The organism is Mycobacterium sp. ABE4_509, from assembly GCF_056160785.1.
In genome coordinates this window covers 1-14,555 of sequence record NZ_JBSWXU010000134.1, presented here as the reverse complement: position 1 = coordinate 14,555, position 14,555 = coordinate 1, and the positions used below count along the sequence as shown (strand labels likewise).

The window sequence follows — 14,555 nt, the reverse complement described above, 5'->3', positions numbered from 1 at the left end:
GGACCACACGCCCTGCAGCGCGGCCAGCGCGATCGCCAGCTGCTCGGACTGCGCCTGCAGCGCCGCGGCCAGGGCCTGCCATCCCGCGGCCGCCTGCAGCATCGGGGCCGAACCGGCCCCCGACATCAGCCGCGCGGTGTTCACCTCCGGCGGCAACGCGTGCCAGAGCATGGTGGCGTCTCCCCCTGTGAGCAGTGGTTGTGGTGTTGGTGACGTCGCTGACTCAGGCGACCGTGGTGGCGGAGACGTCGTCGACCGTGGTGTACAGCGCGGCAACCCTCGTCAACGCGATTCCGGCGCGAGTGAGCTCGTCCTGGGCTGCGGCCAGGGCACCGAGGAACGCGCCGGCCTCACTGCCGAAGGCGGCTGCGGCCTGCGCCGAAACCTCCTCGGCCCCAGCGGGTGCCAGCGCCGAGATCGTCGGCGCCGCACCGGCTGCGGCGGTCATACCCTGGGTCGCGGAAGCGACCACGTCGGTACCGATCGCGGCGACCGCCGGATCGTCGTGGGTGGTGACATTCATCAGAGGGGTCTCCTCGTGGGTTTCGGTGCCAGCGCGATCGCGGCACTGGCCTTTCAGCCGGTTCAACGGGACATCGCCCCGATCGGTTCAACCGAGTTCTTCTCGTATCTGGACATCACGGCGTTGAACCCGTTGCGTCACCATCCCGTTATCTCCGGTGAGGGGCCACACCGGCCCGCCATGACAACGAAAAGGAACCCACCAATGCGTCGCATACTTCTCGCAATGTCCGGCCTGGCAATCGCCGGAGCCATCGCCGTACCACTGAGCAACTCGGCAGCCGGCGTACCGGCCGAACCGACCTCGGCCCTCTCCGTGGCCGCTCTGGTCGCCCCCGCCCCGCTGTCCACCGACTGCCCGCGCCGGTGCGTCACGGCCACCCCCATCCCCGCTGCGGAAGCGCAGCCGGAGTCCGAGTCCGAGTCCGAGTCGGCGGCCGCACCCGAACCGAAGACCAAGACCGGTAAGGGGTCGGGTTCGGGCTCGAGTCCCGGGGTTTCCCGCGAACCCAACCGCCCGCGGGTGCGTTGATGACCTGACACGAATCGTCTTCGACCGATTTCGCCCGGGGCCCTGTTGGGTTGCCCGGGCGAATTCGTTTGCGCGACTGGGCTGATGATTCTCAGATCACGGATTGAACACAAACTGTGATCATCTCGTCATACGAAGCGAGGGCCATACCGGCCCAACCAACAACGAAGGGAAACTCACTCATGCGTCGCGCACTTCTCGCACTGTCCGGTCTGGCCATCGCCGGGGCGGCCGTCGCTGCACCGATGACGGTGTCCGCACCCGAGCCGGCGGGAGACTCCGCCGTCATCGCCGCACCCCGCGATCCGGCCGACAATATCCGGCCCGCCCGGGACGCCTCTCGCAGCTCGGTCGAGCGCAACCGGGACCCGGTCGAGATGACCCGGCCGGACCGGGACGCCTCTGGCAGCCCGGTCGAGCGCAACCGGGACCCCATCCAAGTAACCACCGACGCCGATCTGGAGTCGATCCTGACCGAACAGCCCCGCCGGACCGTTGTCGTCGGCGCACCCCCGTCGACGAAACCCTGACCCGATAACCGATCCCACGTCACTTCGCCCGGGGCACCACATGAGGTGCCCCGGGCGAATTCTTTTCCGCCAATAGATTCGAGAGGACCTGCCCCGGCCGGAGCAGGTCCTCTCGATTGGCTGCTGGCTAGCGACCCACCGGGTAGCCGTGCCGCTCGGCGTCCTCGCCGGTCGGGTCGATGTAGGCACCCTGGACGACCTCGCGGCCGTCGGGTGTGACGTAGAGCGCCTGCCCGGGCGGGCGCTTCTTGACCTTGAATTCGCTGGACGGGAAGTCGGCCTTCTCCCCCGACAGGAACAGGGTGGGGCTGCCGGCACCGAACGCGCTGCCGACGAATTTGTCCATGGTGGCCTTGTAGGCCTGGCTCATCTGACAGGTGACGATGATGTGCAGACCGATGTCGGCGGCCGCCGGAAGCAACGGGGCCAACGGCGCCATCGGCGGCATCCCCCCGCTGGCCGCGGTGATCATGTGCCAGTCGTCGACGAGCAGCACCACATCGAAGCCGCGCCACCAGGACCGGGCGCGCAGCTGTGCCGACGTCAGATCCGCCGGCGGCAGCCGCTTGCGCAGGTTCTCCGCCAGCGCCTTGATCGCCTCGTCGAGGGTGCCGCTGTTGCGGTTGACACCACCGGCGTCGAGCAGGTGGCTGCGCGGGACCGCGTCCAGCAGCCCGGAGCGGTAGTCGGCGAGCATGAACCGGACCTGCTTGGGGCTGTTGCGCGCACAGATGGCACGCGCGACCGAATGCGCGACGGTCGTCTTGCCCGACTTCGCGGCGCCGAAGATCAGCAGATGCGGGCTGGTGTGCATGTCCGCGGTGGCGACCCCCAGATCCGATTCGCGCATGCCGACGGGGATGGTCCAGCGGGTGCGGTAGTCCGAATCCGGCCCGGTCGGCGCGGTGTCGAGATCGTGCAGGTGGATGCGCTCCGGCAGCACCCGCACCCGTGGGGCGCGCTCGTCGTAGCGTTCGGTGAGCTGCTGGACCGCGCTGCCGATCGCCTCCACGAGATGGTCGGCGCAGTGGGCGCCGTCGAGGCGGGGCGCGCCGATCATCAGGTGGTGCTTCTCCATCGACATCGCCCGGCCCGGCCGGTTGGCCGGGATCGTGCGGGTGGCACGGTCGATCTGGGTGTCGTTGGCGTCGCCGAGCCGGAACTCGATCTTGGTGCCCAGATAGTCGCGCACCCGCGACTTCAGTTCGGTCCAGCGCGGTGTGGTGAGCACGGTGTGGATCCCGAAGGACAGTCCTTGACGGGCGAGGTCCTGCACCGGGGTCTCCAGATCGGGGAACTCACTGACGAACGCCGGCCAGCCGTCGACGACGAGGAACACGTCGCCGAACGGGTCAGCGGCCGCGGCGTGTCCGGCGGCGCGCATCTGCCGGTAGGAGTCCATCGAACCCACGCGGTGCTCTTTGAAGTCGGCCTCGCGTTGTCGCAGCACGGCCTGCACCTCGGCCACCACCCGCATCACCTTGTCGGGTTCCGATCGGGTGGCCACGCCGCCGACGTGCGGCAGGTTCTCCAGGTGCAGCAGACCGCCGCCGCCGAGATCGATGCAGTAGAACTGCACTTCGCGCGGGGTATGGGTGGCCGCGGCCGAGAGCATCAGCGTCTGCAGCAGTGTCGTCTTGCCGGTCTGGGGCGCGCCGCCGATACCGATGTTGCCGCCGCCACCGGAAACGTCGACGCCCCAGACCCCCTGGCGGTGCCGGCGTGGTTCGTCCATGACGCCCAGCGGGAACCGCAGCGGCCTGCGCTCCTCGTCGCCGTCGACGAGTTCGTCGACAGGGGTCGGGTTCAGCAGCGGCGCGAGCCACATCTGATAGGCGCGGCTCTGCCCGGTCGTCAGCTGGGTGAGCACCATCTCGCTGAGTGCTCGATTCTCGACCGGTGTGCTCATGAGGCCATCTCCTGGATGATCGGGGCTGCGGTGAAGGGGTGGATGCGGACGGCTGGCGCTCCGCCGGCAACGGCGGCGGGCCTACCTTCGCTGGCGGTCGGGGTGGACGGGATGTAGGGGCCGCCGGTGTAGACGGCGCGGAACTTGACCGGATCCTCCATCCCGACACGCAGGAAGCCCACGCCGCTTTCCTTGTTGGTGATGTACTGGGCTTCGGGGGTGCCGATGACTGCCTTCGATTCGCTGGAGCTGGTGGTGCGCAACGCGATCCGGTAGGTGAGGTTGGGTTCGAGCTTATCGATGCGCACCCCGCCGGTCTGCAGGGACTGGGTTGCCAGCAGCAGATGCACCCGCAGCGAGCGCCCGACCCGGCAGATCCGGTCGAACAGGTTGATGAAGTCTGGATGAGTCTGCAGCAGTTCGGCGAATTCGTCGACGACGACGAACAGGGTGGGCAGCGGGGCCAGGTCGGCGCCGCGCTCGCGGTACTTCTCGTACTCGGCGACCCCGGACAGTGCACCGGCGGCGCCCACCTGCGCTCCGGCCCGGCGCAGCAGGGTCTGGCGCCGATCGAGCTCCCCGGTGAGCACCTCACCCATGCGGCCGACCAGTTCGGCTTCCTCGGCCATGTTGGTGACGACCGCCGCGGTGTGCGGCAGCTTCTCCATGCCCAGGAAGGTCGAGCCACCTTTGAAATCCGTTAGGAGCAGGTTCACCTGGTCGGGGTGGTGCATGGCCACCAGCGACAGGATCAGCGTGCGCAGGAACTCCGACTTACCCGACCCGGTGGTGCCGATCAGCATGCCGTGCGGCCCGGCGCCGAACTCCGCACCCTCCTTGATGTCGAGCGACATCACCTCACCGGTCTTGATTTCGTGACCGAACGGGATGCGCAGCCGCTCAGCGGACTTGTCGGGCAGCATCTTCCACCGGTCCGGGGTGATCTCTTCGACGCTGTTGGCGCCGACGAGCTGATGCCATTCGGTGGCAACCTTCTTCTGCACCCGCACCGACCGTTTGTCGACGATGGTGCCGGTCACCGACCAGCCGGCCAGCCGCCGCACCAGCCGGGTGGCCTGCTGCGGGGTCATCCGGTCGGTGCGCGAGGTCACCTGCCGGAACGACTGGCCGGGCAACCGGTCATCGGCGGTACCGTCCTCGGCGACCCGGATCCGGTAGGCCGACTCGCGGTGCTTGCCCAGCGTGATCACGGTGACCCCGGAGCGACCGTCGGGCGGGAATCCGGCCCGGCCACCGGTCAGGTCGACCACCACGATATAGGGGCCGCTGGGCACCGCATCGGGGGTGTGGGGGCCGCGGGCAGCCAGGTCCGACAAAGCGTCTGGCTTGGTGGAGATCATCCTGGTCGCGCCGACGGCGTCGGTGTCGTTGGTGTGCTGGACGTGCGGCAACCACTTCAGCCAGGCCCAGTCGGGGTCGTCGGGGTTGTCGGTCAACACCCGGATCTGCAGCAGGTCCGGGGGATGGAACACCGCGAGGTGGCAGATCATCGAGGTCAGCAACCCCGCCGAGCCGGCCTCGTCGCCCCCGATCGCGATCGTCGGAAAGGTGCGCAGCTGCACCAGTTTCGGGCAGTCGTGGATCAGCGCGTGGGTGCGCAGGAACTTGACCCCCCACATGTGGCTGACCGGTTCGAGGTAGGGCTGCGCGGCGGTGCTGGGGCCGGCCAGTTCGCCGCCGGCGGCCGGTTTGAGCAGCCGGTCGACGGCGGGCTGGTCGCCGACGCCGATGCGGGTGGCGGCGAAGAAGTCGGCGTTGGCCGGGCGCGACCACAGCCGGGTCGTCGCCAGCACCGACATCAGGTCGTTGGGGTGCGGCGCGTGGTAGCCGAAGAAGCTGACCTGCGCTTCGGCCGAGGCGGTGACCCGCGTCCGCAGCCCGGCCAGCACCCGCAGGTATTCCTTGCGGTCGGCGTTGATCTCGGGCACCTTCTTGCCGCTGGAGCCGCTGCTGGCGACCACACCCAGCATCATGATGACCATCATCAGCGGCAGCATCAGCATGTACGGCGACAGCGACCGCAGGCCGGTGGTGAACATGATCCCGACCATGCCGAGCATGCAGGCGCCCATCACCCACGGCATGTACTTCTGCATCCCCGAGGCGGGGATGTCGACCCCGAGATCGTCGGGGGCGGGGACGCTGATCTCGCCCGGGTTGAGCCGCGGGCCCCGGGTGACGGTAGGGGTGAACTTTCGGGTGCTCATCGGTCCTCTCCGGTTGCGACGGTGCGGGTTTGAACGCCCGGGGCCAATGTGTCGTGTTCCTGCAGGGCGGCGTCGCGAGCCAACACCGGTCCGTCGACCAGCAGCCGCACCACCGGCCACGGCGCCAGTTCGGGCGCGCTCAGCCCCAGCGCCTCGGCGGTGGCGGTGTCGGGCAGCCCGTAGCGCACGCCCTGAGCATCGAGGTAGTAGAGCGCCTCGCCGTGCTGCGGATCCAGGGACTGCAGCTGCAGGTACTTGCCGCCGTCGGTGTAGACGGTCGCGGTGCCCTGCACCTGGCTGATGCCGGTGTCGCGCGCCTCGTCCGGGATCGGCAGTTGTCGCCCGACGGTCACCGACGTCTGCGGGGCCTGCTCGGCTGCGTTGCGCTGCCACAGCCAGCACAACACGGGATCGTCTGCGCGGGAAAGCACTTCGATCGGCTGCTCGGGCAGCGGCGAGGGGTAGAACGCCTCGGGCAGGGTGACAACCTCGCTGATCGGTAGCTGCGGCGGCGCGACCAGCCCGAACGACTCGGTCGCCCGCAACGCGGCGGCGGTGACCTGGCCGACCGGGGCGACGCCGTCAGGCAGCACCAGGTGGTGCTGGGGCCCGGCGTCGGTGGCCGTCTCGAACACCGAACCGATCACCAGCTCCGGGGGCAGGCCCAGCGTGTTGGGCTGGCCCGCGGCGGGAACCGGTGGAAGGTGCCACGCGCCGGCGTCGGGCAGCGCGTTGAACAGTCCCTCGGAGATAGGCACGGCCGCGGCCCGGAACGACTCCGTGGCGCGCAGGTCGGCCGACGCGGTGCTGGGGATGCCGACCGCGGTGGTCAGCGCCCGGTTGCTGCGGTCGATGAAGTGGCGGCCCTGCTCGGTGATCACCCATTCGTCGGGACCGAAGGTCGCCAGCACCGCCTGGTTGGCCCTCAGGTGCTGCGCGGTGTCGTCGGGGTCCAGGGCCCGCGCGATCACCGAGGTGTCGACGACGGGCGCGAACGTCGATGGGCCGGTGACGGTGTCGCAGACCCCCCACTGCGAAGATCCGGTCGTGGTGACGGGGGTGTCGTGCGGGGCGCCCGGGATGCCCACCCACTGGCCCTGCGGCAGGCCGGTCAGCTCCGACGGCTTGACCACGGCCGGCTCGGCCGGGTCCCCGAGCACCAGCCGCGCCGAGGTGAGGTTGTAGACGGGGTGCATCCGGCCCGAGATATCGACGTAAAGCTGGAAACTCGTCCCGTCGGCGAACAACCGTCCGCCCCCGAGGGTGCCGCCCGGCTTGAAGTAGGCCAGCACACCGGCGCCGAGGACGATCGCCACCGCGATCAACGCACCGATCGTGGTGGACCTGCCGTAGAACTGCAGCGGGTCGTCGAACATCCGGGTGTCCCGGCGGACCAGTGCGTGTTCCACGCGGCGCAGCAGAAAACGCCAGCCGCTGACCTGGACCTTGGTGGTCAGTCGCAGACCCATCGCGATGTCCTCGCTACTCGTTGTCGATGTTCAGGCGGGCGTGCACCGAGGCGATGGCCTCGGCCATGTCGGGGCCGGTGATGGTCCGCAGCTGGTCCTCGTCGAGACTGTCGAGATCGTGGCAGCGGGTCAGCCGGATGTCGCGGTACTGCTCAGCAGCCTCGACGAGTTGTCTTGCGTAGCGGCCGTTTCCGGCGACGTCGAGGGCCGGCTTGCCGCGCACCGCGCGGTCGGCGAGCAGCTGGGCGCCCGCCCGCAGCGCGTCGGCGGAGTCCTCGTCGAGCGTCGAGTCGTTGCCGGCGGCGAGCACCGCGGCGATCTCGACGATCTCGCCGGGGGTGTAGGAGTCGAACTCGATGCGGGTGGCGAAGCGGGACCGCAGCCCGTCGTTGGTCTCGACCAGCCGGTCGATGTCGGCGGGGTAGCCGGCGATGATGACCACCAGCCGGCCTCGGTCGTTCTCCATCCGCGCCAGCAGCGTGTCCAGCGCCTCGGCCCCGAACGGGTCGGCGCGGCCGTTGCGTTCCTGGACCAGGGCGTAGGCCTCGTCGATGAACAGCACCCCGTCCAACGCAGTGTCGATGGTGCGGGTGGTCTTGACCGCCGACTGCCCTTCGTATTCGGCGACGAAGTCCTTGCGGGAGGTCTCCACCAGTTTGGGTTCGGCGATCACCCCGAGGCCGGCCAGGATGTCGGCGACCACCCGGGCGATCGTGGTCTTGCCGGTTCCGGGCGGGCCGGTGAAGATCATGTGCTTGCTGGGTTGGGCCACTTTCAGGCCGCGGGCGGCCCGCACCCTGGCCATCTGGGTGGCCGCGCGGTAGCGCTCGATCTGGTCCTTGACCCGGGTCAGGCCAATCTGGCGATCCAGCTCGGCCTCGGCGCGCTCCAGCAACTCCTCGCGGCCGGAGGTGTCGGCGACGACACTGTCCGGGTCCCATGGGTCGGTGCGGCGGGCGATCTGCTCGCCGCTGGTGGTGCTCAGCCGGTAGGACGGATCCTTCAGTGCCGCGGCGACCTCGGGGTCGGGATGGATGGCCTGCAGCCATTCGAGCAGCGGCAGGGCACCGTCGTCGTTGCCCTGGCTGCGCCGCGCCATCGCCAGGTACCAGGCGATGGTCCGTGCGCATGCTTCGGCCGCGGGGGAATCGTTGGCCGCCACCAGGCGCCGCTCGCCCTCGGTGAACAAGCCGAGGTTGACCGCGGCGACGCCGTGGGCGACTCCGGCGGCGGCCGCCAGGAAGGTGTCCGGCCACTGTGCGGCGTCGCGGACCGCGTCGATCACGTCGGTCCAGCGCTGCGCGCCACCGTAGACGACCGCTTTGACCCAGGACAGCAGGTGCTGCTGGTCGCTGCCGGCCGCGCTGTCGTCGAGCGCCTCCATCGCGTCGGCGAAGTTGCCGTGCGCGGCTTCGCTGGCCGCGAAGCCCAGGGTGATCGCCAGCGGCGAGATCACCGGGTAGGTGATGTCGCCGTAGGGTCCGCCGATCGGGATCCGGGCGGCGAGGGTGGTTATCGGGATGCTTGCGGCGCCAGCGAGCTGGCCGAACCGGGTGCGGGAGAACCAGGCCCGGAACATCGTCACCCGGTCGGTGTCGCCGCAGCGGATGCGCCCGATCCAGGCGTCGCAGGCGGAGTCATCGAAGTCGGTGATCGCGGTGAACTGTTCCAGCGCGCGGGTCTGCGCGAGCCGCAGGGTGGCGACGGCGTTCTCGAACAGCCCGGCGATTGAGCCGGTGAGCGGCTCAGTCATCGCGGTGTCCGTAGCGTGTCGCGAACACCTCGGCCTGGGCCGCGTCGGCCTGCTCGGTGGTGGGCAGCCTCATAGCGTTGGTGACGATGTCGCGCATCGCCTCAGCGAAGTCGACGCCGCTGTCGCGCAGGATCTCCGGCGGCTCGGGCGCGTTGTCGCGCAGAAATGTCTGCTGGCCGGCCAGGGCGCGCTGCCGGGCGAGACCAGCGAGGACCAATATCTCGCCGGCGAGCTCGGTTTCGGTCAGCCCGGAGCCTTTCGGCAGCAGCTCGACCTGCTGGATGCGCCCGTCGACGCTGGCGGTGACCGACACGGTCTCCGGCGGGTTGGTCACCGTCGCGTTGAAGGCCGCCTCGGGGTCGGTGTCGGGGATGTCGGCGTCGGGGTCCTCAGCGAGTGTCCCGATGCCGGTGTCGGTGTCGTCGACCGAGTCGGCGGGGGTGTAGTCGCCCAGGTCGTCCAGCTCGTCCTCGGCCGGCTCCTCGCCCAGCTCACCGGCCACCGGCATGTCGATCAGCTCGGCACCGTGCTCCGGGGCGGGTTCGCCGGAAAAGTCCAGCGCGCCGGAGAAGTCCTCGGATTCATAACCGTCGTCGTAGCCGCCGTCGACCTCGTAGTCGTAGTCGATGTGCACTGTCTGTTCCGCCCTTCCGGTCGTCGCCCTTCTCCTGACACGACGGGGCAGCAGCCCGTTGGGTTCAACCGGGCGCGTATTCGTTCCACGTCCGGGCGGGCAGGAATTCCAGCAGCCCGTCCAGTGCGCGCTGCAGGTTCTCGGCGGTACGGGCAGAAAGCTGCCGTAGAGTTCGCCGCCACCAGCGGCCGGCCAGCGTCCGCTCGGCCCCGCTGAGCGTGTCGAGCATCTGCGCGACGCTCGGGTGAGGGTGGCCTTGACTACCGAGCACACCTTGGGCGGTGAGGTCGCGGCGCACCTGCGCGGTGACCAGGTCGCGGATCTGCGGGTCGGCGGTGTCGGTCCGGATGCCCAGCGTCACAGGGACATCGGCGAGATGGCACAGGTCGGCGAGCACCAGCATGGCGTCGACAGTGACTTCCACCGCGACGACCTCATCGACGGTGGAGCAGGCGGCCGAGGTGTCCACCATGGTCAGTCCCCGCTCAGCTCTGCAATACCTGCTTGTCCAGGTTGCCGCTGAGTTCTTCGTCGACGGCCGAGTAGGTCACCGCCGCGGCGCGGACCTGGGCGGCCAGGTTGTTGGCGGCCTGGGAGATGATGTTCGCCGCAGCCGCGTGTTCGGCTGCGGCCGTGTCGAACGCGTTGTTGGAGTCACAGCTGAGCACACCGTGACTAACCCAGACGTCGGAGCTGACGCTGCCGGTCGCGCGGGCTGAATCGGCGGCTTTGGTCGACGCATCGTCGAGGTGAGTGGCTATTTCCTCCAGGTGGGTCGGGTTCACCGACATTGTCGCCATGAGTTGTTCTCCTGTCTGTGGGGTGAAGGTCAATTCGCCGGGGCGTCCAGCGGGGTGTCGGGCGCCGATTCCTGTTCGCCCGCTTGGTGGGTCACGGAAGCATCGGCCGGGGCACGTTCACCGCTGTCTGCACCCGCGGCGGCCTGCACGGTCGTTTGCTCTTCTGCGACCGGCTGGTCAGCCGCAGGCTCAGGCTGTTGCGCAGCGGGCTCCGACCAGTCACCGATCATCGACGACATCGTCTCCACCTGATCGGTCACCCCTGCGAGGAGCGCGACGTGCTGGGACAGATCGGCCGAGATCTTCGCCGCGTTCGCCGACATCTGGGTGGCCCGCTCCATTGCACGGCCCAAGGCGACGAATGCCGCCGGACCGGTGGGAGGCTCCGTCTCTGGAGACTCCCCATCCGGCGCATCCTCGCTGGAGTCCGGCGCCTCGGACGCGGTGTCCCCGGTCCTCTCGTCGGCGTTGAACGCCGTCGGTGTGGAGCGCGAGGTGTCGGTGGATCGTCCGCCGGGTTGGGCCGCTGGCGCGGGCGCGCCCGCCATACTGGCCTGCGGGCCCGCCATGCCGCTGTCGAAGTCACCCACCCGGGTTTCCTCCGCGCCCGTCACCCGGATCGTGGCGAAGTCGCCGGTGAGCTGGGCCTCCTGGGCCACGGTATGGAACTGCGTGCTGATCGCGTCGGCCTGATCCTGGGCCGCGCGCGCGGACAGGTTCACGTCCTGATAGGCGAAGAAGCACGTCCAGAAACTCGAGAGGGCCACGCCCAGCTGAAACGCGTACGAGAGCCCCGGACCAGTGAGGGGGAACAAGTAGTACAGCATGATGGCGGTACCTTGAGCGATGACCAGGCTCAGCAGCAATCCGGCTAAGATCCGGTGAGCGTGCTGGACAGCAGCGGCATGGTCGGTGACCAGCGCAGCGACCTGGCGGTCCAGATCTTCCATGGTCGCGACGAGTCGCTGCAGGGTTGCGAGCTGCTGGGTGTAGTTGTCGGCAGCCTCACCGCTCCAGTCTCGGGGATCAGGTTCCGCGAGCTCCAGCTGGGCAGCGACGGTTTCCAGTTGGTCTGCGGCACTGGTGAATGCGGATCCGTCGACAGGTGGCAGCAACCCGAAGCACAGGTCGATGGCGGCGACGCACACCATCGTCACGTCGACGATGGCCGTCGGCGCGCCCTTGGTGATGGCGTCATCCTTGGCTTTGTCGAAGGTTTCCTTGAGGGCGTGGCCTTTCAAATACCAGATGGTCTTGCCACCCGCGGCACCCAGGTTCAGACCCATCGTGGCCCAGTCTTGTTGGTAGCCCGCACCGCCGGCCCCACCGAGGCGGGTGACGACGAACGCCATGTCGTGAATTCCGGCAAACATGGTCACGGTGGTGACTCCCTTCGGGCTCGCTGATCTGTGGTCCGGGCGCCAGCAGGTCTCGGACCAGGCGGCGCAGCCTTCCCCCGGACCAACGCGACCGTTCGGCGAACGGTTCAGAACACCCCGAAGTGTTCACTTCGAGTTCAACGACTCGGTTGAATCCCCGCCTCGGCCAGCGCCTACTCGAGGGAGGTGCCGGCCGCCATCGCCTTTGGGGTGAGTTTCCTCGGCATGCTCGGCGGGATCTTCTCCCTGCCGCTCGACATCTGGCTGCGGCTGTTCCTGGCCATGACGGGAGAAGCAGCTGGCCGAGCACAATCCCTTCGCGGCGGAGTCGCTGAAGCAGCCCCGGCTGGTTCTGCTAGTCGAGGGAGTCCCAGAACGTCGTCAGCGCGGCCGCCCCACGCTCGGGATCCTCGACCATCCACCAGTGCCCCAGGCCGTCGAGCACCTCGGTGCGGGCCCCGGCCCGCTCGGCCGCGCGCTCGCTGGTACCGGCGGCGCCCTGATACGGGTCCGCGGTGGCTTTCAGGGACAGGCCCGGACGCCTACGGGCGACTTCGAGATCGCGGCCCGCCTCGGCCATCGCCGGCTGAACGGCCGAACGGTACAGCGCCAGAATCGCTTTGACCATGTCCTCGTTCTGGTGTTCGGCGATTGCGACCGCGACGGCGGCCGGGATGCCCAGCGACACCAGCAACTCGGTGCGCGCTGCCGGGCCGCCGCCCATCATGTTCTCCAGCAGTTCCTCGCCGGCCCCGGGCGTCTGCCAAACCTGGGCCATGTCGTGCCAGACGAAGTCCTCGTCGAAGAGGCCGATGACGTCACTGACCCAGCTGCGGACCAGCTCGGGGCGATGCATGACCACGTTGACGACATGGCCACCACCCCAGTCGTGGCCGACCAGGTCGATCGGGCCGTCGATCTTCTCCAGGTCGGCTTCGAGCCAGTCCCGGTACTCGAGGTAGGTGGCGCCGAAGCCCTCGGGGAGCGGCACGCCGAAGCCCGGCGGGGACAGCAGCACCACGTCGTCGCGCTCGAGCACGGTGACCAGGGGCCCCCAGATCGCCGCGGTTTCGGGATTTCCATGAACGAAGACGACTGGCATGACGTCATCCTGACACGGACGCGGTGCGGCCACGGCTGAACATCACCTTCGGAATCCTTATCGCGGGGTCAGCGCGATGACCGGGATCACGCGGGAGGTCTTCTGCTGGTATTCGGCGAAGCCCGGATAGCGCTGCGCCTGCAGCGCGTACTTACGGTCACGCTCGTCGCGTGGGAGTTCGGTCGCATGCACGTCGAGGACGTCGTCGCCGACCTCGATGCGGACGTCCGGGTTGGCCTTGAGGTTCCAGTACCAGGCGGGGTTGTCGTCGGCGCCGGCCTTGGACGCAAAGATCAGGTACCGGTCGTCGTCGGCCAGATACATCATGATGTGGGTGCGCGGTTCACCGGTCCTGGCGCCGGTGGTGTGCAGGATCAGCAGCGGGGCGCCGTCGAAAGGGCCTTCGACGCGGCCGTGGTTGGCGCGGAACTCGGCGATGTTGCGGGCGTTGAAGTCGGTGTCGTCGCTCATCGGTGTCCTTCGAGTTTGGCCGGTCGGGTTTCTGGTAACCGGGTGCGTGGAGCCTGAAACCCCGCAGTCCCCGAACCACCGGAGATGGATGCCATGAGCGAGGGCAAGATCGACCTGGACGCGCTGGCGACCAGCGAACACGGATACTCGGTCGACGACAGCGACGACGATGATCCGGTACTGCTGGATCGCGACGGCAGGGCCGTTCAGACGTGGCGGGAGCGCTATCCCTACGACGAGCGCATGTCGCGCGACGAATACGAGCACCTGAAGCGGCGGCTGCAGATCGAGTTGCTCAAGCTGCAGAACTGGTGCAAACGTACGGGCCACCGCCACGTCATCGTTTTCGAGGGGCGTGACGCGGCGGGCAAGGGCGGCACTATCCAGCGGTTCATGGAGCATCTCAACCCGCGCGGCGCCCGGGTGGTCGCGCTGAACAAGCCGACCGATCAGGAGAAGGCTCAGTGGTATTTCCAGCGCTACGTGGAGCATCTGCCCACGTTCGGGGAGATGGTGTTGTTCGACCGGTCCTGGTACAACCGCGCCGGCGTGGAGAGGGTGATGGGCTTCTGCACACCCGAACAGCACGAGGAATTCATGGTGCAGGCACCGTTGTTCGAGGAGATGCTGGTCCGGGAAGGACTGCACCTGACGAAGTTCTGGTTCTCGGTGTCGCCGGCTGAGCAGCGCACCCGGTTCGCGATCCGGCTGGTCGATCCGCTGCGCCAGTGGAAGTTCTCCTCGATGGACATGGAGTCGATCAACAGGTGGCAGGCCTACACCGATGCCAAGGAGGAGATGTTCCTGGCCACCGACACCGATGTGGCGCCGTGGATCGTGGTCAAGAGCAACGACAAGAAACGCGGCCGCATCAACGCGATGCGGTTCCTGCTGTCGAAGTTCGACTACGACGACAAGGACACCGACGCGGTCGGCGAGCCGGATCCGCTCATCGTGGGCCGTGCGCTGGAGGACTGAGCAGCCAGAGTTGTCGGTGCCCGCTCCTATCGTGTCGGCATGGCCGGGGGGCGAGGTTCTGAGGGCGGCGGGTTCGCCGCGGTGTTTGTCGTGCTGCTCGTGGTCGGTCTGGTCGTCAAATACTTCTGGTGGATCGCCGCGGGCGCGGCGCTGGTCGGGCTGTTCTTCGCCGGGCGGGCGCTGATGCGTCACCTCGAGGAGCGGCGCGAGCTGGCCGACGAGGCGCGCGCGGCCCTGCAGCGGCGGGC

The 14,555-nt window shown here is 68.6% G+C and carries 15 protein-coding genes and 1 pseudogene; 4 read left to right on the top strand and 12 right to left on the bottom strand.

Annotated features, from left to right (window positions below):
* Together ACXAID_RS22385 and ACXAID_RS22380 are read right to left on the bottom strand one after the other, a co-directional pair.
* Window positions 1–171, bottom strand: a 171-nt coding sequence (locus ACXAID_RS22385; protein WP_475024389.1) for a PPE domain-containing protein, incomplete at its 3' end; no start/stop codon positions are given.
* Window positions 172–223: 52 nt separating this feature from the next.
* On the bottom strand, window positions 224–523 hold the full coding sequence (locus ACXAID_RS22380; protein WP_475024387.1) for a PE family protein: 300 nt from the start codon (window positions 521–523) through the stop codon (window positions 224–226).
* A gap of 225 nt (window positions 524–748) precedes the next feature.
* Between ACXAID_RS22380 and ACXAID_RS22375 the strand changes: the two genes are divergently transcribed.
* Both ACXAID_RS22375 and ACXAID_RS22370 read left to right on the top strand, forming a co-directional pair.
* Entirely contained in the window at window positions 749–1,054 is a 306-nt protein-coding gene (locus ACXAID_RS22375; RefSeq protein WP_475024386.1) for a hypothetical protein, read from the top strand.
* 182 nt (window positions 1,055–1,236) lie between these two features.
* The gene (locus ACXAID_RS22370) at window positions 1,237–1,584 is read left to right on the top strand and encodes a hypothetical protein (RefSeq protein ID WP_475024385.1); all 348 of its coding nucleotides are present in this window, start codon (window positions 1,237–1,239) and stop codon (window positions 1,582–1,584) included.
* A gap of 127 nt (window positions 1,585–1,711) precedes the next feature.
* Here ACXAID_RS22370 and eccCb read toward each other — a convergent pair whose 3' ends face one another.
* From eccCb to ACXAID_RS22320, 10 genes are all read right to left on the bottom strand, one after another.
* Complete coding sequence (eccCb, locus tag ACXAID_RS22365; protein ID WP_475024384.1) at window positions 1,712–3,493, bottom strand: type VII secretion protein EccCb; 1,782 nt, start codon at window positions 3,491–3,493, stop codon at window positions 1,712–1,714.
* Complete coding sequence (gene eccCa / locus ACXAID_RS22360; protein ID WP_475024383.1) at window positions 3,490–5,721, bottom strand: type VII secretion protein EccCa; 2,232 nt, start codon at window positions 5,719–5,721, stop codon at window positions 3,490–3,492. Before eccCa ends, eccCb begins: the two co-directional genes overlap by 4 nt.
* Window positions 5,718–7,190: a type VII secretion protein EccB gene (gene eccB / locus ACXAID_RS22355; protein ID WP_475024382.1), complete on the bottom strand. Its 1,473-nt coding sequence runs from the start codon at window positions 7,188–7,190 to the stop codon at window positions 5,718–5,720. The genes eccCa and eccB overlap by 4 nt, the downstream gene beginning before the upstream one ends.
* Window positions 7,191–7,203: 13 nt before the next feature.
* The gene (eccA, locus tag ACXAID_RS22350; protein WP_475024381.1) at window positions 7,204–8,943 is read right to left on the bottom strand and encodes a type VII secretion AAA-ATPase EccA; all 1,740 of its coding nucleotides are present in this window, start codon (window positions 8,941–8,943) and stop codon (window positions 7,204–7,206) included.
* Entirely contained in the window at window positions 8,936–9,577 is a 642-nt protein-coding gene (locus ACXAID_RS22345; protein WP_475024380.1) for a YbaB/EbfC family DNA-binding protein, read from the bottom strand. Before ACXAID_RS22345 ends, eccA begins: the two co-directional genes overlap by 8 nt.
* Before the next feature lie 64 nt (window positions 9,578–9,641).
* Complete coding sequence (locus ACXAID_RS22340; RefSeq protein WP_475024379.1) at window positions 9,642–10,049, bottom strand: ESX secretion-associated protein EspG; 408 nt, start codon at window positions 10,047–10,049, stop codon at window positions 9,642–9,644.
* A gap of 13 nt (window positions 10,050–10,062) precedes the next feature.
* Window positions 10,063–10,377 carry a type VII secretion target gene (locus ACXAID_RS22335; protein WP_475024378.1) on the bottom strand — a complete coding sequence of 105 codons (315 nt, stop codon included), beginning with the start codon at window positions 10,375–10,377 and terminating at the stop codon, window positions 10,063–10,065.
* 29 nt (window positions 10,378–10,406) lie between these two features.
* Window positions 10,407–11,750, bottom strand: coding sequence for an EspA/EspE family type VII secretion system effector (locus ACXAID_RS22330; protein ID WP_475024388.1), 1,344 nt, complete (start codon window positions 11,748–11,750; stop codon window positions 10,407–10,409).
* Between the two features lie 361 nt (window positions 11,751–12,111).
* The gene (locus ACXAID_RS22325; RefSeq protein ID WP_475024377.1) at window positions 12,112–12,858 is read right to left on the bottom strand and encodes an alpha/beta fold hydrolase; all 747 of its coding nucleotides are present in this window, start codon (window positions 12,856–12,858) and stop codon (window positions 12,112–12,114) included.
* A 57-nt stretch (window positions 12,859–12,915) separates the two neighbouring features.
* Window positions 12,916–13,329 (bottom strand): nitroreductase family deazaflavin-dependent oxidoreductase, encoded by a 414-nt coding sequence (locus ACXAID_RS22320; protein WP_475024376.1) that lies wholly within the window; start codon window positions 13,327–13,329, stop codon window positions 12,916–12,918.
* A 93-nt stretch (window positions 13,330–13,422) separates the two neighbouring features.
* Here ACXAID_RS22320 and ppk2 point away from each other — a divergent pair, with 93 nt between their 5' ends.
* Both ppk2 and ACXAID_RS22310 read left to right on the top strand, forming a co-directional pair.
* Entirely contained in the window at window positions 13,423–14,307 is an 885-nt protein-coding gene (gene ppk2, locus ACXAID_RS22315; protein ID WP_475024375.1) for a polyphosphate kinase 2, read from the top strand.
* Between the two features lie 39 nt (window positions 14,308–14,346).
* Window positions 14,347–14,555: pseudogene (locus tag ACXAID_RS22310) on the top strand (hypothetical protein); the annotation flags it as partial.